Below are 24,971 nucleotides of genomic sequence, written 5' to 3'. Positions count from 1 at the left end.
GTACGTTATTGAAATCATTTTTAAGGTCTGCTATAATTCAATTACAAGTTAACGAAGAGTCCTGAAGTGTACGTTTACTTCCATAATAATTTGAGCCAACACTTTTACAACGGGAGCCTGATTCTTTCTGTTCCGAGTACATGCCTCGTAAGCTGAGGACTTACAAAGAACAGAATAAGGCACCCACCTGCCAATGCAGGTTCAAAATTTATGGAAAGGACGGCACAGTTGGGGCTCTTCTTTTTTTATGCAAAAACAAAGCAGCAGTTCATTATGAACTGCTGCTTTTTTAATAGGATTTACCGAGCAAGTTTTTCAAGGTTCCCGTTTTTATCCATCTTGAATCCAGGCACTGCCATCTCGTCTGATTCATTAAGAACTACCATTCTTCTCGCTCGATCCATAATTTGAATCAGAGACTGATAATCTTCCTTCATGACTTGCTGCTCGTTCTCAAGCCTTTTTACCTTCTGGTGTAGAAGAGAATTCTCTTCAACAAGTTCTTTGTTTTCCAATTCTAGTTTTTTCATTTCTGATTGAAGTCTGCTAGTTGAATATTGTGAATGCTCCATTTTGGTGAGGAACGATATAACGTCACGCATAGAAAGCTCACTAGTTGTCTCCTCGACAGGCCTAGTTCTTTCACTTGACGGTCTTTCAGCAGTAGGTTGTACGACCTCTTGAAACTGCGGTACGTGTGGTGCTGATTCTCTTACTGTATATTCAGGTTTATAATCAGCTGACTGTCTACGCTCAGCACGCTTCATTTCTTTTCTTTGTTTTTTCGCAAGCTTTAATGCTTGTTCGTAGCGTTGACGGACGATGGCGTTCCATCTAAACCCGACCGCTGCTGAGGTACGGCTCAACCGATCGCCTACTTCTTCAAAAGCGTTTAGCTGAGTGCTGCCTTCTCGAACATGTCGTAGTACCGTTTCAGCGAGCATCAAATCATCTTCATGTGACCATGCATCTTGTCTAACTTTCATAGTGACTCAACCCCTTTATATTCTTTAAATTCATAGCATTTTGGTGAAAGTAATCATAGCTTTGCCAGTATGCAAGAATTTATACAGAAGTCTTGTAAATTTAAGATAGATTGATAAGAGGTAGAAAGAAAAACAGCAGTGCCTCGCACTGCTGTTAAGACTTCTTATTCTCTGATTTTATTCGCTCATTAAAGTAATCCATCCTTTTTTGGACGGTTCGTTCATGACCACGCTCAGTAGGTTTATAGAACGATTTCCTTATCATATGATCAGGAAGGTACTGTTGAGGAACATAGCCTCCTGGGTAGTCATGAGGATATTTGTAGTCGATTCCATGACCAAGCTCTTTTGCGCCTTTGTAATGGGAATCTCTTAAATGAACAGGTACCGTACCCGTTTTCTCTTTTTTTACTGCTTCTAGAGCAGAATCGATCCCTTTAATAACAGCGTTGCTCTTAGGAGCGGTCGCTAGGTATAGAGCAGCTTCAGCTAGTGGAATCCTTGCTTCTGGCATGCCTAGGAATTCTACAGAATAGCTGGCTGCGTGAGCAACAAGGAGTGCGTTCGGGTCTGCTAATCCGATATCTTCAGCCGCGTGAACATAAAGCCTCCGTGCAATGAATCGTGGATCTTCGCCAGCATAGATCATTTTCGCTAACCAGTATAATGTAGCATCTGCATCTGAACCTCGTATACTTTTAATAAAGGCTGAAATCGTGTCATAGTGATTATCGCTGTCTTTGTCATATTGGAGAACTCTTTGTTGAATCGATTCTTCAGCTATCGCAAGCGTGATGACTAGTTTGCCGTTCTCATCAGGCGATGTTGTTAAAACAGCAAGTTCTAACGCGTTTAGAGCCGTTCTAGCATCACCATTCGCTACATCCACGATGTGAGAGAGTGCTTCATCTTCGATTTGGACCGAATACTTTCCATATCCTCGAACGTCATCGTTGATTGCTTGGAGAAGGACTTGTTTGATCGTTTCTTCAGTCAGGTGTTCAAAGCGAAAAAGTCTTGATCGAGACAGTAGAGCTTTGTTGATCTCAAACATAGGACTTTCAGTCGTAGCTCCGATTAAAACGACCGTTCCATCTTCCACGTAAGGAAGAAGAGCATCCTGTTGAGATTTATTGAACCTGTGAATCTCATCAATAAATAGAACAGTTCTTCTATCATCAAGCTTAACGCGCTCTTTTGCTTCAGATGATAGTCTTCTAATGTCTCCGACACCTGAAGTAACCGCGTTTAATTGTTCAAAATGTGCAGAAGTGGTGTTTGCGATTATTCTTGCAAGGGTTGTTTTACCAGTTCCTGGTGGACCGAAGAAAATCATCGGCGTAAGTTGGTCAGCCTGGATTGCTCTTCTTAAGAGTTTGCCTTCACCGATAATATGATCTTGACCAATAAACTCTTCGATCGAGCGGGGACGCATTCTACTCGCTAGAGGTCCTGATGATGTGTTTTTCTGCTCTGAAGAATAATCGAATAAATCCATATTACATCCGCCCTTTCATAGATAGTTGAAACATACTATATGGTTTTTGGAAATGCAAGAGAAACCCTTTCGTGCTATAATAGCGAAGGTTTACTAACAGAATAGGCCACTAGTGTATGATTAAAAAGCAGGTTAAGAGGGATAAAATGAAGACGTATACGAATGGTTTGGCTGGATTCTGGATGAGTTGGAGTGTATTCGTTACTGGTTTGCTTGTGATGACGTTTGGCATTGCCCTCATGATCAAAGCTGATGCAGGAAGTGCTCCATGGGATGTCTTTCACATTGGACTCTATAACCAGCTTGGTCTATCTATCGGAACTTGGTCAATCATAGTTGGATTTTTTATCATAACAACGACCGCATTTATGGAAAAATCATGGCCGAAAGCAGGCGCATTTCTTAACATGCTTTTAGTGGGAATCTTTATTGATTTTTACTTATGGCTTCCTATATTAAATACACCCGACATGTATTTCGGTCAACTGATTATGTTATCGATCGGAATCATCGTGATGGGTTATGGAATTGGCTTATATATAGCTGCAGATAAAGGAGCGGGCCCGAGAGATAGCTTGATGCTCGTATTAACAACAAGAACTGGATGGAAAGTCCAACACATTAGACTATCGATGGAAATAATAGTACTTGCGCTTGGGTGGTTGATGAAAGGACCTGTATCGATCGGGACACTTTTGTTCTGTGTAACCATTGGTCCAATCGTAGGATTTTCATTACCTCAATGTAAGTATCTTGTAGCTCGATTGATGGAAAGAGGGATAAAGAATGAAGATTTCAACAAAAGGAAGGTACGGCTTGACCATTATGATGGAGTTGGCAAAAAAGCACGGTGAAGGCCCCACATCATTAAAGTCTATAGCAAGAGCTAACAACCTTTCAGAACATTATCTTGAGCAGTTGATCGCCCCCCTTCGTAACGCAGGGCTTGTGAAAAGTATTCGTGGGGCTTACGGCGGATATATTTTAGCGAAAGAAGCACAAACGATCACAGCTGGCGATATCATCCGTGTTCTTGAAGGTCCGATCAGTCCTGTTGAAGTAATGGATGATGAGGAACCTGCTAAGAGAGACCTTTGGCTTAAGATTCGAGATGCCGTGAAAGATGTACTGGATTCCACAACCCTTCAAGATCTTGCGACTTATGAAGGTGAAGGAGAACAGGACAGCTATATGTTCTATATCTAATGTAGATTACCGGTTCAATAAGAAGACCGTATATAGAGGTGAATTTTTATGAAAGCAATTTATATGGATCATGCTGCAACATCGCCTGTCCACCCTGAGGTTATTGAAGTCATGACTGCTTCTCTTCGTAATGATTTCGGAAATCCTTCTAGTATTCATCAATTTGGACGTAAGACACGTCATGCTCTTGATGAAGCGAGAAGTAGTATTGCGAAAAGCATCAACGCCCACCCAAATGAAATTGTCTTTACAAGTGGTGGAACCGAAGCAGATAACCTTGCGATCATCGGCACAGCAAAAGCTCACTCGAATAAAGGAAATCATATTATTACGACAGCAATCGAACATCATGCTGCCCTCCATGCTTGTAAGTCACTAGAGCAAGAAGGGTTCGACGTCACGTATTTGCCAGTAGGTGAAGATGGACGTATTTCGTTAGAAGATGTAAAGAGTGCGATTCGTAGTGAAACGATCTTAATGACAATCATGTATGGGAATAACGAAACAGGTACGATTCAACCGATTGATGAACTTGTACAATTAGCAAAAGAACACAGCATTGCTTTTCATACTGATGCTGTACAAGCTTACGGATTACTGGATCTTGACGTTAAGGAAGTAGGCATCGATATGCTATCTGTCTCATCCCACAAAATCAATGGCCCAAAGGGTGTCGGCTTTCTTTATATAAAAGAAGGGTCATCCATCACTCCATATACACATGGTGGAGAACAAGAACGGAAGAGACGGGCGGGTACTGAGAATGTTCCGGGCATTGTTGGAATGCAAAAAGCAGTTGAATTGATTCAATCAGATCGAGCGGAAAGAATTGAGCTTTACCAAAAGATGAAAGAAACAATGATTGATATTTTTGAAGAGAACGCAATTGAATACGAATTAAATGGAGATCAAGTAAATATTCTCCCACACGTTTTCAATATTAGTTTTCATGGTGCAAGCGTTGAACCAATGTTAATGAATCTTGATTTAGCTGGCATCGCAGTATCAAGTGGCTCTGCTTGTACAGCAGGTTCACATGAACCATCACATGTGTTAAAAGCGATGTTTGACGATGATGAACGTGCTCAAACAGCGATACGCTTTAGCTTCGGATATGGAAATACTGTTGATGACGCTGTTAAGGCTGCAGAAGAAGTCGTGAAGATTGTCAATCGCTTAAAGAAGTTATAAAATAGTTTGGACACAAGAATTGTGTTAGTGAAAAGGAGGTGCAACCATGACAGCAAAAAAGCCGGAAGATACGCGAGTCGTGGTTGGGATGTCCGGAGGTGTTGATTCATCTGTTGCTGCCCTACTACTAAAAGAACAGGGCTATGATGTAATCGGCATTTTCATGAAGAACTGGGACGACACCGACGAGAACGGAGTTTGCACAGCCACGGAAGACTATAATGACGTCATTCGTGTGTGTAACCAGATTGGCATTCCTTACTACGCAGTAAATTTTGAGAAACAGTACTGGGATAAAGTATTTACTTATTTCCTAGATGAATATAAAGGTGGCCGTACACCAAATCCTGATGTGATGTGTAACAAAGAAATTAAGTTCAAGGCGTTTCTTGAACATGCTCTTACACTTGGGGCAGATTATCTTGCTACTGGTCACTATGCACAAGTAGTAGAACGTGATGGCGAAGTGAAGATGCTTCGAGGCATCGACAACAACAAGGACCAAACTTACTTTTTGAATCAGTTGACGCAAGAACAGCTATCTCGAGTGATGTTCCCGCTCGGCGGAATCGAAAAGAAAGAAGTTCGTGAAATCGCTGAACGAGCAGGTCTTGCAACTGCTAAGAAAAAGGATAGTACAGGTATCTGCTTTATCGGTGAACGAAACTTCAAGGAGTTCTTGAGCCAATATCTTCCTGCTCAACCTGGTAAAATGGAGACGCTACAAGGTGAAGTTAAAGGTAACCATGACGGGCTCATGTATTACACGATTGGTCAGCGCCATGGTCTCGGAATCGGTGGCGATGGAGAGCCTTGGTTCGTAGTTGGTAAAAACCTGGATGATAACGTATTGTACGTTGATCAAGGGTTCCATAATGAAAAGCTTTATTCTGATTCCTTGATTGCTGTGAATTCAAGCTGGGTCTCAAACCAAAAGCTTGAAGGGACAATGACGTGCACGGCTAAATTTAGATATCGTCAACAGGATTCAGGCGTAACCGTTACGATGCTAGACGACGATCGACTGAAAGTAACTTTCGATGAGCCGGTCCGTGCAATTACTCCAGGACAAGCTGTTGTTTTTTATGATGGTGACGAATGTCTTGGTGGTGCAACGATCGACCAAGTATTTAAGAATGAATCTGAACTCACATATGTGTAAGAAACAGCCTCATTTCCACTGTGAAATGAGGCTGTTTTATAGGAGCGATAGACAAGCTAAGATATGCTACACTAGAAAATAAGGTTAAAGATAAGGAGTTTTTGTCATGAGTAATAAAAATGAACAAGCGATAAACGCAATGAATAATGGGGAGCTAGAGAAGGCTGTAACACTTCTCTATGAAGCAATAGAAGAAAGTCCTAATGATCCTGTTGCATATACAAATGTAGGAAACCTACTAGCACAAGCTGGAGAGCTGAAACAATCCGTTGCTTTCTTTGAAAAAGCGATTGAACTAGATGAAACGCAAGCGACCGCTTACTACGGAGCAGGAAATGCCTTTTTCCAACTCGAACAATATAAAGATGCAGCTGATATGTATCAAAAGGCGATTCAACAAGGGCTTGATCAAAGTGATGTGCATTTCATGATCGGTCAATGCTTCGTGATGCAGGATGCCATGCGCCTTGCACTCCCGTTCTTTCAAAGAGCGACAGAACTTAATGAAGGTGATACGGAGGCGCGTTTTCAATATGCCATGTGCCTTGCACAAGAAGGCGCAGTTGCCACAGCATTACCTCAATTTGAAAAAGTTGTTGAAGAAGATCCAAACCACGCAGACGCATGGTTTAACCTTGGGGTGAGTCATGCTTATCAGGATGATGCACATAAAGCATTAAAATGCTTTGACCGCGCTCTTGATATTCAACCAGATCACCTTCTTGCAGGAAATGGTAAAAAGCAAATGGAAGCAGTGATAAACAATAACGAATAAATTCAGGTTATTGGGGAGAAGTTCAAATGTTTCAAGAGCAGGAAGATAAAGGGTATATAAAAGGAAGACTCATACAAATGATTTTCTTTAATGAAGAAAGTTTGTATGGCGTAGCGCGACTTCGAATCGATGCTACAAATGAAGATTACGATGAAAGAGAAGTCGTTGTGAATGGGATGATTCCTAGGCTGCTAGAAGATGAAACATATGTCTTCTATGGCAGATTCACTGACCATCCGCGGTACGGTAAACAGTATGCAATCGAATCCTTTGAGCGGAAGCTCCCAGAATCAAGGTCTGGGCTTGTTCAATATTTATCGAGCGATTTGTTTAACGGAATAGGAACGAAAACCGCTGAAACCATTGTTGATACACTCGGTGATCAGGCGATTTCAAAAATAATGAGAGACTCATCTATCTTAAATAAGGTCCCTAAGCTTTCAGAAGAAAAAGCTAAGACTCTCTATGAATCTCTTATGGAGCACCAGGGTCTTGATCAAATCATGATCAGACTTACTGAGCTCGGGTTTGGCGCCAAGCTCTCAATGAAAATTTTTAAAGAATACAAACAAGAAACCCTAGAAATCGTTGAGAAAAATCCTTATCAACTCATACAAGATGTTGAAGGAATCGGTTTTAGAAGAGCCGACGAGCTTGGTCGTTCGATCGGAATAGAAGGTAAACATCCAGAACGGATAAGAGCAGCTTGCCTTCATACTCTTAACGAACAAACATTGCAAGAGGGGCACGTGTATCTCGAATACGATGTTCTAATAAGAGCCGTCGATACGCTACTTGGTGAAAAGATTGATGAAGCTGATGTCTCGAGGGAGCTCATTTCGCTTTATGAAGAGGATAAGCTCATACTTGACCGGGAGAGAATCTATCTTCACTCTCTCTACTACGCTGAGAAGGGTTTAGTAACAGGAATAAATAAGCTAATGACCCAAACTGAGTACGAAGACGCTTTTCCTGAATCTGAATTTTACCGCGCTCTGGGTGATTTTGAGGAGCGACTTGGTATCCAGTACGCCCCGTCTCAAAGGGAGGCTGTTCAGCGAGCGATTTCTTCTCCATTTATGATTTTGACTGGGGGACCTGGTACAGGAAAAACAACAGTTATTAAAGGGATTGTTGAAATCTATGCAGAATTAAACGGCCTTTCTTTAGAGTTAAAAGATTATTCGAAAGATAAGCCCTTCCCTGTCCTTTTAGTTGCTCCAACTGGGAGAGCGGCGAAAAGGATGAGTGAAGCGACAGGTTTACCTGCTTTCACCATCCATAGACTTCTAGGTTGGAAAGGGGAAGCGGGATTCGAACATGACGAAACAAACCCTGTCGAAGGTCGGCTGCTAATCGTTGATGAAGTATCGATGGTAGATATATGGCTTGCTAACCAGCTTTTCAAATCGTTACCTGAAAACATTCAAGTCGTTATTGTTGGAGACGAAGACCAGCTACCATCAGTCGGTCCTGGGCAAGTGTTAAAAGATTTGATTCATTCTGATGCAGTGCCAGTTTGTAAGCTTACGGATATCTATCGTCAGGCTGAAGGTTCTTCCATCATTCAACTTGCTCACTCCATTAAAGATGGCGTTCTCCCTGATAAATTTAGTACTCCTACTTCTGATCGGAGATTCTTTCCTTGTAATCAACAACAGATTATTGAGGTGATTTCTCAAGTATGTGGGAATGCGTTGAAAAAGGGCTACTCTCCAAAGGATATACAGGTTCTTGCTCCTATGTACCGAGGTACAGCAGGGGTGGACAGATTGAATAAAGAGCTCCAACAGTTATTTAATCCTCCTTCAGATCAACGAAGAGAACTTCCGCATGGAGATCTAGTGTATCGGGTTGGAGATAAAGTGCTTCAGCTAGTTAATAACCCAGAAGAGAATGTTTATAACGGTGATATGGGTGAGATCGTCTCCGTATTTTTCGCTAGAGAAAATACAGAGAAACAAGATCAACTCGTTGTCTCATTCGATAATCAAGAAGTCGTGTATGAACGAGGAGATTTTAATCAGTTAACTCATGCATATTGTTGTTCAATTCATAAATCACAGGGTAGTGAATTTCCAATCGTCGTTTTGCCTGTTGTAAAAGGGTATTATCGCATGCTTCGTAAGAACCTTATTTACACAGCCGTAACAAGAAGCAAAGATTACCTGATTGTATGTGGCGAAGAGCAAGCGATTAAGCTTGCGATTCAAACTGAGGATGACCAAATTCGGAACACACGGTTAACGGAAAAGCTTCAGGAAACCCTTAACCCTCCAATGGAAATGAATGAATCATAGGAAGGAGCCAGTGGCGAAATGTCATCTGGCTTTTTTGTGTTGAGCGCACATTTCACGATCGCCCTCCTGTATAGAAACGATAAAAAGTGGACAATATGGTGAGTATCTCTATGAATTGCTATACAGGAGGTTGAGTCGTTTGGAATGTCCGAATTGTAAAAGTAAAAATATAGGTAAAATTGGTGCCAACCAGTTTTACTGCTGGAATTGTTTCGTTGAAATGTCTGTTGTGAAAGGAATGCTCTCTCTTCACCAAGTGGAGGAGGATGGTTCTCTAACGTCATTGGATGACTTGTTTGAAGACTATGATATGCGTGCTGAAATGTAAGTAAAGCAGGGGGGGAGTGAAGATGAAGAAAGAATGGAACTTTAATTGGGTGATCTATTTAACTACCCTCCTACTTGTATTTCTGTGCATCTATGTGTTTTTGAAGCTCTCTCCCGTATGGAAACCAATTCTCGATGTGATTGCTGTGCTGTTGGTGCCTTTTTTAATTGCATCACTCATTACATATCTCTTACATCCAATCATCGAGAAAATTCACAAAGAGGGTCTTCCGAGATCAATCGCAGTTCTCTTAATCTATCTGTTGTTTTTTGGTGGAACGGGTTTTGCGATCTTCAAAGGTCTCCCTCATATAGTAAAGCAGTCACAAGAACTAATGGAAAATGTTCCTGTTTTTATGAAGATGTATCGCGAAGCGGTTCATTATATTTATGATTACACGTCAAATTTTCCACCCGCTCTTCAAGAAAAAGTAGACCAGGCGTTTAGGGATACTGAAGATGCTGTGAACAACACGTTATCACTTGCGATTGAGCTCGCGAAGAAACTACTGAGTTCATTTTTTGTCATTATGATTATCCCTTTTATCGTGTTTTACTTGTTGAAAGACTTCGAAACACTAAAAAAGACATTATGGAAAATCATGCCTGTTAAATGGAGAGATCCAGGTAAAGAGCTTGTACTCCGGATCGATGAATCGCTTGGGAATTATATTCGAGGCCAATTCTTCGTCATAACCGTGCTTGGTATATTGGCAGTGATCGGTTTCTGGTTAATCAAATTACCATATGCCATCTTGCTTGGGATCATCGTTGGAGTCACAGATATCATTCCGTATTTTGGTCCGTTCCTTGGAGCGGCACCGGCTCTATTGATTGCGTCCACTGTCTCCGTGAAGATGACGATCATTACGTTAGTGGTCATTCTAGTGTTACAGTTCATAGAAAGTAATATTTTGTCTCCATATATCGTAGGTAGAAGCCTCCATATCCATCCCGTTATCATTATTTTTGGTTTACTTGCAGGAGGAGAAATCGCAGGGATCATCGGACTTATACTAGCAGTTCCTGTTCTTGCTATTTTGAAAGCTCTCATCTTATACAAAAATGAACGAGAGGCAAAGCATTGACAAACGATTCTTTCTTTGACTATAATAACCGCAGAACATACTTAAAACACAATGACGGATCGAGTACGCTGAACATTGCTTTAACGATATGTACATATCGATCAGAGAGAAGCTCCAAGGCTGGAAGAGCTTCATAAAGTAAGTCAGCAGAACGCTAATCCTGAGTGCGGTTTAATCACCGCCGTTTCAACCTCGTTACGGTTGCTTGAGGTGATAGGCATAGCCTATAACCAGGGTGGTACCGCGTGAGTAGATAATGACAGCTCTCGTCCCTGATTTCGATCAGGGACGGGAGCTTTTTGTATTTTCCTGCGGTGAATTCTCGTGATCGAGTAGGATCAGCTTGATATCAGGTAAGCGATTAGTTGGTCATGATGTAAAAATAAAAGGAGGATGTACGATGAAGAATCTAACTTCAGCTGATGTAAGACAAATGTTTTTGGACTTTTTTAAAGAAAAGAGCCACTCGGTTGAGCCGAGCGCATCCCTAGTTCCACATGAAGATCCAACGTTGCTTTGGATTAACAGTGGCGTCGCAACACTAAAGAAGTATTTCGATGGTCGTGTTACGCCTGACAATCCAAGGATTGTTAACGCACAAAAGTCAATACGGACAAATGATATCGAGAACGTAGGGAAAACTGCTCGTCACCATACTTTCTTTGAAATGCTAGGTAATTTCTCAATCGGAGATTACTTTAAAGAAGAAGCGATCGAATGGGGTTGGGAATTCTTAACGAGCAAGGATTGGATCGGATTTGATCCTGAAAAGCTATCGGTTACGATTCACCCAGAAGATGATGAGGCATTTACGATTTGGAAAGAGAAAATCGGTTTACCAGAAGAACGTATTATTCGTATCGAAGGAAACTTCTGGGACATTGGTGAAGGACCAAGTGGACCAAACACTGAAATCTTCTATGACCGTGGCGTAGAATATGGGGAAGAAGATCCTGAAGAAGAATTATATCCTGGTGGCGAAAATGAACGTTATCTAGAAATCTGGAACCTTGTGTTTTCACAATTCAACCATAACCCTGATGGCACGTATACACCTCTTCCTAAGAAAAACATCGATACTGGAATGGGTCTTGAGAGAATGGTGTCGGTTATTCAGGATGCGAAGACGAACTATGATACAGATCTCTTCATACCAACGATTCGTGAGACAGAACGATTGGCAAATGTGAACTATGGTGATGGTAGAGAATCAGATACGGCTTTCAAAGTTGTTGCTGACCATATTCGCACAGTAACGTTTGCAATCGGTGATGGTGCACTTCCTTCAAACGAAGGTAGAGGCTATGTCCTTAGAAGACTTCTTCGCCGAGCAATTCGTTTTGCAAAGCAGATCGGAATTAACCGTCCATTTATGTATGAGCTTGTACCTGTAGTGGGGGACATCATGGTTGATTTCTATCCAGAAGTAAATGAAAAACAAGAATTCATTCAAAAAGTGATCAAGAATGAAGAAGAACGTTTCTACGAAACATTGAATGAAGGACTAGCAATTCTCTCTCAAATCATTAAGAAAGGGAAAGAGGAAGGAACTTCTGTTATTTCTGGAAGTGACGTTTTCCGCCTATATGACACATATGGATTCCCTGTTGAACTGACTGAAGAGTATGCACAAGAAGAAGGTATGGAAATTGACCGTACTGGATTTGAGCAAGAGATGGAGATGCAGCGTAAGCGTGCACGCGATGCGCGTCAGGATGTTGGATCCATGCAAGTTCAGGGTGGCTCTCTCGGCGAATTATCAGTAGCAAGTGATTTTGTAGGCTACGATGAACGCACAGTCGAAACTGATGTTGCGACCTTGATCAAAGACAAAGAGATAACTGACGAAGCATCAGAAGGTGATGACATTCAATTGATTCTAAGTAAAACACCTTTCTATGCTGAGAGTGGTGGTCAGGTAGCAGATCCGGGTGTTATTCGCGGAGAAGGAGTACTACTGCGCGTTAAGGATGTACAAAAAGCTCCTAATGGCCAACATATTCATACGGCAGTAGTTGAATCAGGGTCTATCAAAACAGGTTCAAAAGTAACGGCTGAAATCAATCCAACGAGCAGAGCTTCAATCGTTAAGAATCATACAGCGACACACCTCCTTCACCAGGCGTTGAAAGATGTCTTAGGTGATCATGTGAATCAGGCAGGTTCTCTCGTAGGATATGAACGATTGCGTTTTGACTTCTCACACTTCGGTCAAATTTCATCGAGTGAGCTTGAGGAAATTGAAAAGAAAGTGAACGAACAAATCTGGTCAAATATTCCTGTTCAAACGATGGTTAAACCGATAGATGAAGCAAAAGCTATGGGAGCAACTGCATTGTTCGGAGAAAAGTATGGCGATACCGTTCGAGTAGTACGTGTTGGAGATTATAGCTTGGAGCTATGTGGTGGTACACATGTCCAAAACACTGCTGAAATTGGATTGTTCAAGATCGTATCTGAAGCAGGTATCGGTGCTGGTACTCGTCGTATTGAGGCTGTTACGAGTGAAGGAGCTTACCAGGCTCTCAATTCACAAGTTGGATTACTGAAAGAAACAGCTAATTTACTAAAATCTAACTTGAAGGATGTACCATCTCGAACAGAGTCGCTATTATCGCAAATTCGTGATCTTCAACGTCAAAATGAATCGCTTACTTCAAAGCTAGCGAATGTAGAAGCGAAACAAATGTCTACAGAGGTTCAAGAGGTCGATGGTGTAAAAGTTGTTGCCAAACGGATCGATACGGACATGAATAACTTAAGAAGTATTGTAGATGATATGAAATCTCAGCTTGGTAGTGTTATCGTAGTATTAGGTAGCGGAACTGATGGAAAAGTTCAACTTGCAGCAGGAATCACGGATGATCTTGTAAAAGAAGGTTATCATGCAGGAAAACTAATTAAGGAACTAGCTACTCGTTGTGGTGGCGGTGGCGGTGGACGCCCTGATATGGCCCAAGCTGGAGGGAAAGATCCAGAAAAGCTTGATGAAGCATTAGCTTACACAACAGAATGGGTCAAATCCATTTCCTAATTAGGTTTTAGTAGTGTACAATGAGAAATAGAGGAACAGTTACGATTCTAGTGGGGATCGAGGAAAGAGGTGTAAGGATTGAGTTCAATGGACAAGACAATGAAATTCAATTTCCCAGATGACGCAGATAATCATGATGTCCAGGAAGTTTTACTCACCGTTTACGGCGCTCTTCAAGAAAAAGGGTACAATCCAATTAACCAGATTGTGGGTTACCTCCTTTCTGGGGATCCGGCTTACATTCCTAGACACAATGATGCGAGAAGCTTAATTCGTAAACTTGAGCGTGATGAGTTGATCGAGGAGCTCGTCAAATCGTATCTTACACACCACCAGAGATAAGGAGACAGCATGAAAACACTTGGTTTAGATGTTGGCACAAAGACGATTGGCGTTGCATTAAGCGATCTAATGGGGTGGACTGCACAGGGGTTAGAAACTGTAAAGCGTAATCCCGATGAGCCAGATGTAATACCTGAGCGGTTAATGGATATCATAAACGGGAATGAGGTTAGCAAAATAATTGTTGGCCTTCCTAAAAATATGAATGGATCAATTGGCTCTAGTGGTGAATTTTGCATTGAATTTGCTAATCGTTTGAAGGAAAGCACAGATCTTCCAGTAGAAATGTGGGATGAACGATTAACCACAGTTGCTGCTGAGCGCATGTTAATCAGTGCCGATGTGAGCCGTAAAAAGCGTAAAAAAGTGATCGACAAAATGGCTGCTGTTATGATTCTTCAAGGATATTTAGACAGCAAGCAAACTTAATGAGGTGAAAACATGGAGGAAAAAGAAAGAATTATTATCCCAGATGAAAACGGAGACGAGCATTTATTCCAGGTTCTCTTTACATTTGATGTTGCAGAAAATGGAAATTCATATATGACTGTCGTACCAGCTGACCAAGCAGATAGCGAAGATGAAGTTGAAGTGTACGCATTCCGTTATGAAGAAGAAGACAACGAGGATCGTGACTACAAGCTTTTCCCAATCGAATCTGACAAAGAATGGGAAATGGTTGAAGAAATGTTGAACACTTTCTCAGAAGAAGAAGACAACGAATAGGAACATAAGAAAGGCTGCCGATGACGAATCGGTGGCCTTTTTATTTGGTTTAAGGGGAAGTTTTTATAACTTAAATTGGGAAAAGGCTACAAAGTATTACGGTTACCTAGTATAATACAAATTGGAAATTTTTTTGACGAACGGTGGCATGCTGAGCGAAAGTATGTCGATGTATAGTATAATGGGAACGAGTGAAGGGGGCAGAGGCGTTGTCAGATTACAAAGAACAATACAAAGAGAATTTATTAAAACGCCAAAATGAGAATAAAACCGTAAGAAAAGTTGTATTCATCATTTTGTTATTACTTACGATTACGATGGCAGCTGTTATTACAGGTGGCTACTTCTACATAAAGAATACGTTGCAACCGGTAGACCCTAATAGCGAAGCACAAAAAGCTGTCTCAATCCCAATTGGTTCATCAACCTCATCGATTGGTGAAATACTAGAAGAACAAGGGATTATTAAAGATGGAACAGCATTTCGTTATTATGTTAAGTATAAAAACGAAAGCGGATTCCAAGCAGGGGATTACAGTCTCTCTCCATCGATGACGATGGATGAAGTCATCTCTAAGCTTAAAAGCGGAAAAGTAATGAAGGAATCTGTGGCTAAGATTACTTTACCAGAAGGTATTTGGATCGAAGATATCGCTTCACGTATCGGAAAAGAACTCGATATGGAAACGGAAGAAGTAATCAATACCCTCGATGATGAAGAGTATGTAGAGACCTTAATTAATGAGTACTGGTTCCTAACTGATGAAATCTTAAATGAAGACATTAGACACCCACTAGAGGGTTATCTTTTCCCAGCTACTTATGACTTTGAAGAAGAGCCAACGGTCGAACTAGCTGTTAAGAAAATGCTCGACAAAACACAGTCTGTCTTGAAGTCCTACCAAGGTGATGTTGAAAATAGTGACCTTTCCATTCACGAGTTCATGACGATGGCGTCACTTATTGAGGAAGAAGCATCAGAAAAAGCTGACAGAGCAAGGATTTCTGCCGTATTTAGAAATCGAATGGAGAAGGGCATGCTGCTGCAAACTGACCCTACTGTTATTTATGCAAGGGGAGAACAATCTGGTGAAATTTTGCAGAGTGAGTTAGATGCTAATTCACCTTATAATACGTACCAGAACAAAGGGCTTCCAGTAGGACCGATTGCAAACCCAGGAGTATCGTCGATCATTGCTGCAATTGAACCCGCTGATACTGAAGATTTGTACTTCTACGCTCGTCCGAACGGAGAAACGATCTTCTCAGAAACGAATGCTGAACACAATAAAGTTCGAGCAAAGTATGACGAAGAATGGGACGAATACTATAAAAAGAAAGAAGAAGAAGAAGCTAATTCAGAATAAGTTTGTGGGAATGGTAAGTACGACTACCATTCCCCTTTCTTTTATGATAAAATGGTTCGGGCTACATGAAGGAGGAACGTAGATGATATCCGATCATGTTGAACAATATTTGGAATCTTTACGACCAAAACGGGCAGAATTGATAGAAGAGATGGAACAATACGCAAGAGACTACAACATTCCGATAATGGAACAGACTAGTCTTGATGTAATGCTTCAAATCATGTCGTTTCTAAATCCCGATCGCATTCTCGAAATAGGTGCTGCAATCGGTTATTCTGCTATCCGAATGGCTCAAGTAGTACCAGAGGCTGAAATTGTTACAGTAGAGCGAGATGAAGAACGCTATAATGAAGCAGTTTCGAACGTCGAAAAAGCAGGTTATTCTCATCGAATTAAGGTATTACTTGGAGATGCATTTGAGCTTTCCGAGGAAATAAAGTCGCATGGCCCATATCAGTCACTATTTATAGATGCTGCGAAAGGGCAATACAAGCGGTTTTTTGATGAGTTTTATGATGGTCTGCAACCTGAAGGTGTGATTTTCTCTGATAATATATTGTTCAGAGGATTGGTCGCTGAAGAAGAAGTTGAAGAAAAAAGATTCCGTTCTATGGTGAAAAAGCTCCGTCAATATAACGAATTTCTTATGTCACATCCAGATTTGGATACGACGATCTATCCAATTGGAGATGGACTAGCTGTAAGCAAGCGAAAAAACTCACGATGAAGGAGAAGCCGGCGTACGCATGTACGGACGGTTTTTCTATAATAGAAAGGGAAGGATTATGGTTAATAGACCTGTAGTAATTGGTGTTGCCGGGGGTTCTGGTTCAGGCAAAACTACCGTAACTAGAGAAATATTCAAGCAGTTTGCCGATCAATCGGTATTAGTAATAGAACAAGATTCTTATTATAAAGATCAAAGTGAGAAATCGATGGACGAGCGACTCGATACAAACTATGATCACCCACTCGCTTTTGACAATGATTTACTTATTCAACACGTAAAGGAATTAATGTCTTATAATTCCATTGAAAAACCTGTCTATGACTATACAGTTCATACAAGATCTGATAAAATTATTCCTGTTGAACCAAAAGATGTCATTATTTTAGAAGGTATATTAATATTAGAAGACGAACGCCTCAGAGACTTGATGGATATTAAGCTATTCGTCGATACAGATGCTGATATTCGTATTCTAAGAAGAATGGTTCGAGATATACGCGATCGAGGACGTACACTTGATTCGGTTGTTGAGCAGTATACTTCTGTTGTTAGACCGATGCACTTGCAATTTATTGAACCTACTAAGCGCTATGCAGATATTATTATTCCAGAAGGCGGACAGAATCGGGTTGCTATCGATTTAATGACAACCAAGATTCATACGATATTAGAGGACAAAGCAATGCTATAACGAATTATTGAGGTAATAAATACCTCTTTTTTTCATACAGTTTATTACGACTGATTGCCCTTAATTGATGAAGGAGTGAACAAAATGGCAGACGACAAGAAATATTATATGACCAAAGATGGTAAAGAGAAGCTCGAGCAAGAACTTGAGCAATTAAAGACAGAGAAAAGAAAAGAAGTAGTAGAGCGTATAAAAGTTGCGCGTAGCTTTGGAGATCTTTCCGAGAACTCTGAGTACGATGCTGCTAAAGATGAGCAAGCATTCGTTGAAGCTCGAATTACGACTGTAGAAAACATGATTCGTAATGCTGAAATTATTGAAGAAGATCAAAGTGCTTCCAATGTAGTTACAATCGGCAAGCGAGTTAAGTTTCTTGAGATTCCTGATGGTGACGAAGAGGAATATATTATCGTAGGAAGTGCGGAAGCAGATCCATTCGAAGGCAAGATATCGAATGATTCTCCTATGGCAAGAAGTCTTCTTGGCCGTAAAATTGGTGAAAAGGTTAATGTGCAAACACCAGGTGGAGAAATCCGCGTAGAGATTTTGGAAGTTAGATAATGATTTGGAAGGGACGACCACTTGGTCGTCTTTTTTTATTTACCTAATCAGATAGCCCGTACGTTTGAAACCCATTAGAAGAGGCGAGACTCTTACTGAGGTGAAGGAAATGAAGGTTCGAAGAATAACCGTAGTGGGCATCCTTTTTTTATGTGGGTTCATGTTACTTATAGGACGTTTGATACAGATTCAGCTTGTCGATACGGATTCTTTTTCGAATCATGAAGTAAATCTTGTTGAAGCAAGTATCAATCAACGTACACAATCGTTTATCCTTAGTGACGGAAGAGGAACGCTTGTAGACCGCAATGGTGAACCGATGAGAGGTTCAATTCCCTCTTTAATCCTATTTCCTTTTTTGAACGAAAGAGAATGGCCAATTCATAAAGTTTCTGAGATCATAAACGTTACTCCAGATGAGTTAAGGAGAGCGCTTCAAGGGAAGAAGCAACCCTTCAAGTTTGGGAAAACCATTACGAAAAATGAGATGGTGAAAATTAATGATCTACGTATCCCAGGGGTTTATGCTGTTTACCAGCCGGAATCTAGTGATCGGTTAGCGAGTCATTTAATAGGAAGTGTCAGAACAAATCCAGACTTAGTTAAATCCAAATATCCTGAGAAGTGGAATGAAGGATTAGTGGATCAACACACAAGGCTTGGCATATCTGGTTTACAACTAGCATTTGATCCTTTCCTTATTTCTGAAGGAGAGTCAAAACTTTTATACCACGCTGATCGAAAAGGAAATCCGCTGCTCGGCCTCGATGTTAAGATGTTTACAAATTCAGACTCATTTTATCCACTTCAAGTGAAAACAACGGTAGATACAGACCTTCAAGGAGTTGTAGAAAGCAGTCTTGATCAGACGAACATAACAGACGGTGGAGCGGTACTAATCGACATTAAGAATAGCAACGTCCTTAGTATGGCCAGTCGCCCTACATTCGATGAGAACAATCCTCTTGGAGATGGAGCGACGAACAAGATGGTAAAAGGGTACTTTCCTGGGTCTGTCTTTAAAACAGTGATACTTGCTGCTGCTTATGAAGCTGGTATCCCTAACAATAGAACGTTCGATTGCAATCAAAATGTGTATCGAGATGGTCCTGAAAAACGGGAACTTGGTGTGCTCGATTTGAAGCAGAGTTTTGCAGCGAGCTGTAACGCGACATTCGCAATCCTTGCTGAAGAATTAATCAAAAAAGATCAAGATGTCATCGAAAAGACGGCTGAGAAACTCGGTATTTCATCAACTGTTGGTTGGAATGATAAACTTTACCATTATGACCATTTCGAACAATTCCCTGATGAATCAGATCCAGTCTTTTTTAAGAGTGAAAAGGACAAAGGTATTCGAAAAGCGATCGATCAAACAGCTATAGGCCAATTGAACGTGAAAGTAAGTCCACTTTCATTAGCAAATATGATGGCTACAATTGCAAGAGGTGGAGATTCGAAACAGGTGAGGGTTGTATCTGACATCCTCTACCAGAATAATACGACTTTCTTAAGCTTTCAGGAAAAAAAGAATAATAGTAAGCCATTGCCTTCTGATGTTGTTGATGAACTACAAGGTGCGTTAAGAGAAGTTGTCGCTAGTGGTACAGGGAAATCTTTTTTAGGTAATTTACCAGTTGAAGTGGCAGGTAAATCTGGGACAGCAGAGCCTGGAGGAAATGCAGACTATGATTATCAATGGTTTGTAGGTTATTTTCCATATAATGAGCCGCGCTATGCGTTGGCAGTTGTTGATTTTGAGCGCAGAGAGAAAGAATACAAGGCATACCAAGCCTTTGCGAAAATTGTAGATGCTTTATATTAGAAAATATTCGATTATAGAAAGAAAAGTCAAGCCTTAAACGAATCCTCTAGAGATGATAAAATATGAGCAACAGTTAAATAGAGGAGTGGATGAACGTGAAATCGCGATATAATGCTCGTCATTCAAAAAGAAAACAAAATATAATATTGAATAGTCTGATTGGAATCGTCGGAGTAGTAATTTTAGTTCTTGTTATTAATATCTTTTTCAATGGTGGGAACACTGAACCAACTGCTGGGGAAGAGACTCAGTCTAATGCGACAGAATCTACACAATCAGCATCAAATAACTCAAATAACACCAATACTGAAGATACGGTTACCTCTGATGAGGCTGATTCGAGTGATTCAGCAAAAGAAGAAGAGAACGATAAAGACTCAAATGAAGAAGAGTCTAGTAAAGAAGATGAAAAAGATGCAGAAGAAAATGAAAGTTCTTCTGAAGAAGAGAGTTCAAATGATCCGAGCGGTGAGGTTAACCTCGACGGACCGTGGGAACCTGTTGGTACTGAGCAAACAACAGATGGAAACCATGTCTCAAACTATGATAAGGGTAGCGTTGACTGGAACGAGAAGCTAGAAGCAGTTGAGACAGTTGTTGGATATCCGAAAGAGGAAATGGTTGTGCATTGGCTTGGTGGAAACGGCGGACCTCAAAAATCTGAAGCCACAGTAAGTCAAAAAGGTGGCGATGATACACAGTACGTTGTCGAATTAGAGTGGGTCGAGGATAAAGGCTGGAAAGCAGTAAGTGCCAGAAAAAAATAATAAAAAAGAGGGAGTCCATCTCAATAATCGAGATGGGCTCCCTTTTTTATTTCGCTTTAAAATGAACAACAGCAGAATAGTAAGGTCTACCTGTTTTTTCGTTTGTTAGCACCTGGTGCTGGACGTTGTGCACTTGCAGCATCAATGCACGGTTGTTATCGATCTGAACTTGAATTTGTTTTTCTAAATCTTTAAGTGAAAACCCTTCGAAAAATTCTACCTTGTCATCGATTCGTTCAAGAGAAAACCCCATCTATACTCTCTCCTTTTTCTTCATACAAACACATCTTATAATTTTACACCTTCATTAGAAAACTGACAAATTGATATCTACAAAGGATTGTGATAAATTAGAACCATTAAAGCATATTATTCATACCTTAATACTATGAATTAAACAAGAAAGCGATGTGAAGGTAATATGGGGAGAGAGTTCATTGATTTATTCGAGCGATGGGCGGAGTCTTATGATACAACAGTATCAGGGCAGGATGAGGAGTATCGAGATGTATTCAAAGGATACAGTCATATCCTCACTTCTGTAGCTCACGCTTCTGTGGGTAATGTGCTTGAGTTTGGCGTAGGAACAGGTAATCTCACTGCTATTCTATTGGATAAAGGATTAAGTGTGACTGGAGTCGAACCATCCAAAGCAATGCGAGACAAAGCAGCGGAAAGGTTCCCGAAATTAACGCTTTTAGATGGAGATTTTATAGACTTTCCAGAACTTGATGATTCTGTTCAAACGATCGTAAGTACGTATGCATTTCATCATTTAACTGACACTGAAAAGGAAGTAGCTATTCGCAAATATAGCCAACTACTCAGTGAAAATGATAAAATTGTATTTGCAGATACGGCTTTCCAAAATGAGGATGCCATGAAACAAATGCATGAGAAAGTGAAGTCGAAAGGGTATTTGAATTTACTTCAAGACTTGCAGACGGAATATTATACAACCATCCCAGTACTAGAAGAATTGTTTAAGAAAAATGGATTTGAGGTAGCTTTTACTCAATTGAACGATTTTGTTTGGTTGATAGAAGCGGTCAAAAAATGAAAATGTAAAGGAGTACGTCATGAAGATCGGTATTATTGGAGCTATGGAAGAGGAAGTTAGAATCTTACGAGATCGCCTTGATAATAGAAAAGAGCACACTATTGCAAAATCAGAATTCACAACTGGTGAAATAGATGGGCAAGAGGTGGTTCTTTTAAAATCAGGAATAGGAAAAGTAAATGCAGCGATAGGGACAACGTTGTTGAACCAGTTGTTTGAACCAGATTATATTATTAACACGGGATCAGCTGGAGGTTTTAATCCTGATTTAAAAGTAGGCGATATCGTAATCTCGAATGAAGTTCGCTACCATGATGTGGATGCGACCATATTTGGGTATGAATATGGGCAAGTACCTCAGATGCCGGCTCTTTATGAACCTGAAAGAATGCTTGTAGAAGCAGCAGAACGAAGTGCAGAAAAAGTAACGGAGCATCAAGTAGTTAAAGGACTAATCGCAACTGGAGATTCCTTCATGAATGATGCTGTAAGAGTGGATTACGTAAGATCGCGTCTTAAGAACTTGGATGCAGCGGAGATGGAGGCTGGTGCAATCGCTCAGGTTTGTTACCAATTCAACACGCCATTCGTTGTGATTCGTTCACTCTCTGACATCGCTGGAAAGGAATCGAATGTTTCCTTTGAACAATTTCTTGAGACTGCATCGATCAATTCAGCCAACTTGGTTTTAAATCTTGTAGAGGAGTTGAAGAATATTGGCTAACAAAATGAACGTAGAAAGTTTTAACCTTGATCATACGAAAGTTGCAGCACCATATGTAAGATTAGTAGGCGTAACAAAAGGGCCTAAGGGTGACGAGATTTATAAATACGATATTAGGTTCAAACAACCAAATAAAGCACATATGGAAATGGCAGGTCTTCACTCGATCGAACACTTGATGGCAGAAAACATTCGAAATCACTTAGATAACGTAGTAGATATTGGACCTATGGGTTGCCAAACTGGTTTCTATCTTGCTGTCTTAAACCATTCTGATTACGATGAAGTGCTAGATGTATTAGAAAAGACGTTGAATGATGTCCTAGCTGCTGATGAAGTGCCAGCATGCAACGAAGTTCAATGTGGATGGGCTGCAAACCACAGTCTTGAAGGAGCAAAAGAAATCGCAAACGAAATGCTGTCACATCGTAACGAATGGCATGTCGTTTTCGCTGAATAGAGAGAGGCATGTTAATGGATATTTATAATAATATTCACGAGCTCGTGGGCCGTACTCCGGTCATCGAGCTCCATCATTTTAAAATACCAAAGGGCGTTCGCTTGTTCGCGAAGCTTGAGTTCTACAATCCTGGAGGTAGCATCAAAGACCGTCTGGGTCAGGAGCTTCTTCAAGATGCGGTTGAGAATAATAGAATTGAGCCTGGTGGGACATTTATTGAACCTACAGCAGGAAATACTGGAATCGGGCTCGCACTTGCCGCTGTTAACAAAGGTTACACGGTCATGTTTGTCGTTCCAGAGAAATTCAGTATCGAGAAACAAGATTTGATGAGTGCGCTAGGTGCCCAAATCGTCCATACACCAACTGAACTAGGTATGAAAGGTGCAATCGCGAAAGCAAAAGAATTGCATGAGGAGATTCCAAATTCTTATATGCCACAACAGTTCGGCAATCCTGCGAATCCAGAAACGTACTACAAAACAATGGGGCCAGAACTTTGGCACCAGCTTGATCGTGAGCTAGATGTTTTCGTAGCGGGAGCAGGTACAGGTGGGACGTTCATGGGAACAGCTCGTTATTTAAAAGAACAGAATCCTAATGTTAAGACTGTAATCGTAGAGCCTGAAGGATCGATCCTTAATGGTGGAGACTCAGGTCCTCACAAAACAGAAGGTATTGGAATGGAATTCCTCCCAGGATACATGGATGATTCATATTTTGATAGCATTCACACGATATCTGACGAGATTGCCTTTCAACGAGTGAAAGAACTTGCTGAAAAGGAAGGGTTACTTGTAGGAAGTTCTTCAGGAGCAGCACTAGAGGCAGCCCTTATCGAAGCGAGAAAAGCAGATCCTGGAACGAACATTGCAACTATTTTTCCAGACAGTAGTGAACGATACTTAAGTAAAAAGATATACCAGGGAGGCATTTAGGAATGAAGCCGAAAACGAAACTAATACATGGTGGGATAACAGGCGACCCCCAAACTGGTGCAGTGTCTGTACCGATTTATCAAGTTAGTACGTATAAGCAGGAAGCGGTTGGGAAATTCAATGGATACGAGTACTCTCGCACAGGAAACCCAACTCGTCATGCTCTTGAAGAGCTTATCAAAGACTTAGAAAATGGATATGCTGGGTTTGCATTCGGATCAGGGATGGCTGCCATTACATCTGTTATGATGCTGTTTAATTCAGGCGACCATGTCGTGATGACTGACGATGTATATGGTGGTACCTACCGTGTGATGACTAAGGTATTGAATCGTCTAGGAATCGATTCTACATTTGTTGATACGACTGATATCGATGCAGTGGAACAAGCAATCAAACCTAACACGAAAGCTGTTTTCATTGAAACGCCTACAAATCCATTACTAAAAGTAACAGATATTAGTAAGGTTTCAAAGAAGGCAAAAGAACATGATCTACTAATGATCGTTGATAACACTTTCAATACACCATATTGGCAAAATCCGATCGACCACGGTGCAGATATTGTTCTCCATTCTGCTACTAAGTACTTGGGAGGACACAGTGACGTTGTTGCTGGGTTAGTTGTTGTTAATTCGAAGAGCTTAGCAGAAGAGTTGCACTTTGTTCAAAACTCAGCAGGAGGCATATTAGGACCTCAAGACTCTTGGTTATTGATTAGAGGATTAAAAACATTAGGCGTGCGTATGGAAGAACATGAGAAAAATACAGCGAAGATCGTTCAATTCCTTAGCGACCACCCTGATGTAGAGAAAATCTATTATCCTGGATTGAGCACTCATCCTGGAAATAACATCGCTGTTAACCAATCAAGAGGCTTCGGAGGCATGGTTTCTTTTGATATCGGAAGCGCGGAGAAAGCAGATGAACTGCTTAGTAAAGTAAAATACTTTACGCTTGCAGAAAGTCTTGGTGCTGTAGAGAGTTTAATTTCAGTTCCAGCACGGATGACGCATGCATCTATTCCAAAAGATCGTCGAGATGAACTAGGTATTACTGAAGGACTGGTTCGTATCTCAGTTGGTCTTGAGGACGCAGAAGATCTGATCGAGGATCTTAAAAATGCACTAAGTTAACTTCGAACCCCCTTTTAAAAGGGGGGTTCCTTTTATTTGGAAATAGTTACATTCCTCTGTTTGTACACTTCTAT

The 24,971-nt window shown here is 40.8% G+C and carries 26 protein-coding genes and 1 other RNA gene; 24 read left to right on the top strand and 3 right to left on the bottom strand.

Annotated features, from left to right (window positions below):
• Window positions 1-55: 55 nt before the first annotated feature.
• A non-coding RNA gene (ssrS, locus tag LCM09_RS02645) (6S RNA) lies at window positions 56-239 on the top strand.
• A gap of 60 nt (window positions 240-299) precedes the next feature.
• Here the strand turns inward: ssrS and LCM09_RS02640 are convergent.
• Together LCM09_RS02640 and LCM09_RS02635 are read right to left on the bottom strand one after the other, a co-directional pair.
• Complete coding sequence (locus LCM09_RS02640; protein ID WP_224878564.1) at window positions 300-986, bottom strand: RsfA family transcriptional regulator; 687 nt, start codon at window positions 984-986, stop codon at window positions 300-302.
• A 154-nt stretch (window positions 987-1,140) separates the two neighbouring features.
• Window positions 1,141-2,484 carry an AAA family ATPase gene (locus tag LCM09_RS02635; protein ID WP_224878563.1) on the bottom strand — a complete coding sequence of 448 codons (1,344 nt, stop codon included), beginning with the start codon at window positions 2,482-2,484 and terminating at the stop codon, window positions 1,141-1,143.
• A 146-nt stretch (window positions 2,485-2,630) separates the two neighbouring features.
• Between LCM09_RS02635 and LCM09_RS02630 the strand changes: the two genes are divergently transcribed.
• From LCM09_RS02630 to LCM09_RS02545, 18 genes are all read left to right on the top strand, one after another.
• Window positions 2,631-3,338, top strand: a complete 708-nt coding sequence (locus tag LCM09_RS02630; protein ID WP_224878562.1) for a YczE/YyaS/YitT family protein — start codon at window positions 2,631-2,633, stop codon at window positions 3,336-3,338.
• Window positions 3,271-3,690: a cysteine metabolism transcriptional regulator CymR gene (gene cymR, locus LCM09_RS02625; RefSeq protein WP_224878561.1), complete on the top strand. Its 420-nt coding sequence runs from the start codon at window positions 3,271-3,273 to the stop codon at window positions 3,688-3,690. Before LCM09_RS02630 ends, cymR begins: the two co-directional genes overlap by 68 nt.
• A 48-nt stretch (window positions 3,691-3,738) precedes the next feature.
• Window positions 3,739-4,881: a cysteine desulfurase family protein gene (locus LCM09_RS02620; protein ID WP_224878560.1), complete on the top strand. Its 1,143-nt coding sequence runs from the start codon at window positions 3,739-3,741 to the stop codon at window positions 4,879-4,881.
• A 46-nt stretch (window positions 4,882-4,927) separates the two neighbouring features.
• Window positions 4,928-6,043, top strand: coding sequence for a tRNA 2-thiouridine(34) synthase MnmA (gene mnmA, locus LCM09_RS02615; RefSeq protein ID WP_224878559.1), 1,116 nt, complete (start codon window positions 4,928-4,930; stop codon window positions 6,041-6,043).
• 106 nt (window positions 6,044-6,149) lie between these two features.
• Window positions 6,150-6,818, top strand: a complete 669-nt coding sequence (locus LCM09_RS02610; RefSeq protein WP_224878558.1) for a tetratricopeptide repeat protein — start codon at window positions 6,150-6,152, stop codon at window positions 6,816-6,818.
• A gap of 26 nt (window positions 6,819-6,844) precedes the next feature.
• Window positions 6,845-9,118, top strand: a complete 2,274-nt coding sequence (gene recD2, locus LCM09_RS02605; RefSeq protein WP_224878557.1) for an SF1B family DNA helicase RecD2 — start codon at window positions 6,845-6,847, stop codon at window positions 9,116-9,118.
• A gap of 139 nt (window positions 9,119-9,257) precedes the next feature.
• Complete coding sequence (locus LCM09_RS02600) at window positions 9,258-9,446, top strand: hypothetical protein (protein WP_224878556.1); 189 nt, start codon at window positions 9,258-9,260, stop codon at window positions 9,444-9,446.
• Window positions 9,447-9,468: 22 nt separating this feature from the next.
• Entirely contained in the window at window positions 9,469-10,533 is a 1,065-nt protein-coding gene (locus tag LCM09_RS02595; protein WP_224878555.1) for an AI-2E family transporter, read from the top strand.
• Window positions 10,534-10,933: 400 nt separating this feature from the next.
• Entirely contained in the window at window positions 10,934-13,567 is a 2,634-nt protein-coding gene (gene alaS, locus LCM09_RS02590) for an alanine--tRNA ligase (RefSeq protein WP_224878554.1), read from the top strand.
• Window positions 13,568-13,645: 78 nt separating this feature from the next.
• Complete coding sequence (locus LCM09_RS02585) at window positions 13,646-13,909, top strand: IreB family regulatory phosphoprotein (protein WP_224878553.1); 264 nt, start codon at window positions 13,646-13,648, stop codon at window positions 13,907-13,909.
• Window positions 13,910-13,918: 9 nt separating this feature from the next.
• Complete coding sequence (ruvX, locus tag LCM09_RS02580; protein WP_224878552.1) at window positions 13,919-14,338, top strand: Holliday junction resolvase RuvX; 420 nt, start codon at window positions 13,919-13,921, stop codon at window positions 14,336-14,338.
• A 12-nt stretch (window positions 14,339-14,350) separates the two neighbouring features.
• The gene (locus LCM09_RS02575; protein WP_224878551.1) at window positions 14,351-14,635 is read left to right on the top strand and encodes a DUF1292 domain-containing protein; all 285 of its coding nucleotides are present in this window, start codon (window positions 14,351-14,353) and stop codon (window positions 14,633-14,635) included.
• 209 nt (window positions 14,636-14,844) lie between these two features.
• On the top strand, window positions 14,845-16,002 hold the full coding sequence (mltG, locus tag LCM09_RS02570; protein ID WP_224878550.1) for an endolytic transglycosylase MltG: 1,158 nt from the start codon (window positions 14,845-14,847) through the stop codon (window positions 16,000-16,002).
• A gap of 82 nt (window positions 16,003-16,084) precedes the next feature.
• The gene (locus LCM09_RS02565) at window positions 16,085-16,732 is read left to right on the top strand and encodes an O-methyltransferase (protein WP_224878549.1); all 648 of its coding nucleotides are present in this window, start codon (window positions 16,085-16,087) and stop codon (window positions 16,730-16,732) included.
• A gap of 58 nt (window positions 16,733-16,790) precedes the next feature.
• On the top strand, window positions 16,791-17,426 hold the full coding sequence (gene udk, locus LCM09_RS02560; RefSeq protein WP_224878548.1) for a uridine kinase: 636 nt from the start codon (window positions 16,791-16,793) through the stop codon (window positions 17,424-17,426).
• A gap of 84 nt (window positions 17,427-17,510) precedes the next feature.
• Window positions 17,511-17,987: a transcription elongation factor GreA gene (gene greA / locus LCM09_RS02555; RefSeq protein ID WP_224878547.1), complete on the top strand. Its 477-nt coding sequence runs from the start codon at window positions 17,511-17,513 to the stop codon at window positions 17,985-17,987.
• Window positions 17,988-18,147: 160 nt separating this feature from the next.
• Window positions 18,148-19,812: a peptidoglycan D,D-transpeptidase FtsI family protein gene (locus LCM09_RS02550; protein ID WP_224878546.1), complete on the top strand. Its 1,665-nt coding sequence runs from the start codon at window positions 18,148-18,150 to the stop codon at window positions 19,810-19,812.
• Window positions 19,813-19,907: 95 nt separating this feature from the next.
• Window positions 19,908-20,579 (top strand): YrrS family protein, encoded by a 672-nt coding sequence (locus LCM09_RS02545; protein ID WP_224878545.1) that lies wholly within the window; start codon window positions 19,908-19,910, stop codon window positions 20,577-20,579.
• A 46-nt stretch (window positions 20,580-20,625) separates the two neighbouring features.
• Here LCM09_RS02545 and LCM09_RS02540 read toward each other — a convergent pair whose 3' ends face one another.
• The gene (locus tag LCM09_RS02540) at window positions 20,626-20,832 is read right to left on the bottom strand and encodes a YrzA family protein (protein ID WP_224878544.1); all 207 of its coding nucleotides are present in this window, start codon (window positions 20,830-20,832) and stop codon (window positions 20,626-20,628) included.
• Window positions 20,833-21,000: 168 nt separating this feature from the next.
• Here LCM09_RS02540 and LCM09_RS02535 point away from each other — a divergent pair, with 168 nt between their 5' ends.
• Genes LCM09_RS02535 through LCM09_RS02515 form a run of 5 tightly spaced genes read left to right on the top strand, consistent with a single transcriptional unit; the run spans window position 21,001 to window position 24,897 of the window.
• Complete coding sequence (locus LCM09_RS02535) at window positions 21,001-21,639, top strand: class I SAM-dependent DNA methyltransferase (protein ID WP_224878543.1); 639 nt, start codon at window positions 21,001-21,003, stop codon at window positions 21,637-21,639.
• Between the two features lie 19 nt (window positions 21,640-21,658).
• Window positions 21,659-22,363, top strand: coding sequence for a 5'-methylthioadenosine/S-adenosylhomocysteine nucleosidase (gene mtnN / locus LCM09_RS02530; protein WP_224878542.1), 705 nt, complete (start codon window positions 21,659-21,661; stop codon window positions 22,361-22,363).
• Entirely contained in the window at window positions 22,356-22,823 is a 468-nt protein-coding gene (locus LCM09_RS02525; protein WP_318246481.1) for an S-ribosylhomocysteine lyase, read from the top strand. The genes mtnN and LCM09_RS02525 overlap by 8 nt, the downstream gene beginning before the upstream one ends.
• A 14-nt stretch (window positions 22,824-22,837) precedes the next feature.
• Window positions 22,838-23,761, top strand: coding sequence for a PLP-dependent cysteine synthase family protein (locus tag LCM09_RS02520; protein ID WP_224878541.1), 924 nt, complete (start codon window positions 22,838-22,840; stop codon window positions 23,759-23,761).
• A 2-nt stretch (window positions 23,762-23,763) separates the two neighbouring features.
• Complete coding sequence (locus tag LCM09_RS02515; protein ID WP_224878540.1) at window positions 23,764-24,897, top strand: bifunctional cystathionine gamma-lyase/homocysteine desulfhydrase; 1,134 nt, start codon at window positions 23,764-23,766, stop codon at window positions 24,895-24,897.
• Window positions 24,898-24,971: the final 74 nt, after the last annotated feature.

Origin of the sequence: Guptibacillus algicola (assembly GCF_020171805.1) — a bacterium.
Classification (GTDB): domain Bacteria; phylum Bacillota; class Bacilli; order Bacillales; family Guptibacillaceae; genus Guptibacillus; species Guptibacillus algicola.
This window is presented reverse-complemented; position numbering and strand designations above follow the sequence as displayed.

Excerpts from the sequence above, each read along its gene's own strand:
- greA (WP_224878547.1), top strand. The coding sequence starts at position 17,511 with ATGGCAGACGACAAGAAATATTATATGACCAAAGATGGTAAAGAGAAG.
- LCM09_RS02640 (WP_224878564.1), bottom strand. The coding sequence starts at position 986 with ATGAAAGTTAGACAAGATGCATGGTCACATGAAGATGATTTGATGCTC.
- LCM09_RS02565 (WP_224878549.1), top strand. The coding sequence starts at position 16,085 with ATGATATCCGATCATGTTGAACAATATTTGGAATCTTTACGACCAAAA.
- LCM09_RS02620 (WP_224878560.1), top strand. The coding sequence starts at position 3,739 with ATGAAAGCAATTTATATGGATCATGCTGCAACATCGCCTGTCCACCCT.
- LCM09_RS02595 (WP_224878555.1), top strand. The coding sequence starts at position 9,469 with ATGAAGAAAGAATGGAACTTTAATTGGGTGATCTATTTAACTACCCTC.
- LCM09_RS02515 (WP_224878540.1), top strand. The coding sequence starts at position 23,764 with ATGAAGCCGAAAACGAAACTAATACATGGTGGGATAACAGGCGACCCC.
- recD2 (WP_224878557.1), top strand. The coding sequence starts at position 6,845 with ATGTTTCAAGAGCAGGAAGATAAAGGGTATATAAAAGGAAGACTCATA.
- LCM09_RS02550 (WP_224878546.1), top strand. The coding sequence starts at position 18,148 with ATGTTACTTATAGGACGTTTGATACAGATTCAGCTTGTCGATACGGAT.
- LCM09_RS02535 (WP_224878543.1), top strand. The coding sequence starts at position 21,001 with ATGGGGAGAGAGTTCATTGATTTATTCGAGCGATGGGCGGAGTCTTAT.
- LCM09_RS02540 (WP_224878544.1), bottom strand. The coding sequence starts at position 20,832 with ATGGGGTTTTCTCTTGAACGAATCGATGACAAGGTAGAATTTTTCGAA.
- LCM09_RS02520 (WP_224878541.1), top strand. The coding sequence starts at position 22,838 with ATGGATATTTATAATAATATTCACGAGCTCGTGGGCCGTACTCCGGTC.
- LCM09_RS02635 (WP_224878563.1), bottom strand. The coding sequence starts at position 2,484 with ATGGATTTATTCGATTATTCTTCAGAGCAGAAAAACACATCATCAGGA.
- cymR (WP_224878561.1), top strand. The coding sequence starts at position 3,271 with ATGAAGATTTCAACAAAAGGAAGGTACGGCTTGACCATTATGATGGAG.
- alaS (WP_224878554.1), top strand. The coding sequence starts at position 10,934 with ATGAAGAATCTAACTTCAGCTGATGTAAGACAAATGTTTTTGGACTTT.
- ruvX (WP_224878552.1), top strand. The coding sequence starts at position 13,919 with ATGAAAACACTTGGTTTAGATGTTGGCACAAAGACGATTGGCGTTGCA.
- LCM09_RS02630 (WP_224878562.1), top strand. The coding sequence starts at position 2,631 with ATGAAGACGTATACGAATGGTTTGGCTGGATTCTGGATGAGTTGGAGT.
- LCM09_RS02575 (WP_224878551.1), top strand. The coding sequence starts at position 14,351 with ATGGAGGAAAAAGAAAGAATTATTATCCCAGATGAAAACGGAGACGAG.
- LCM09_RS02610 (WP_224878558.1), top strand. The coding sequence starts at position 6,150 with ATGAGTAATAAAAATGAACAAGCGATAAACGCAATGAATAATGGGGAG.
- udk (WP_224878548.1), top strand. The coding sequence starts at position 16,791 with ATGGTTAATAGACCTGTAGTAATTGGTGTTGCCGGGGGTTCTGGTTCA.
- mtnN (WP_224878542.1), top strand. The coding sequence starts at position 21,659 with ATGAAGATCGGTATTATTGGAGCTATGGAAGAGGAAGTTAGAATCTTA.
- mnmA (WP_224878559.1), top strand. The coding sequence starts at position 4,928 with ATGACAGCAAAAAAGCCGGAAGATACGCGAGTCGTGGTTGGGATGTCC.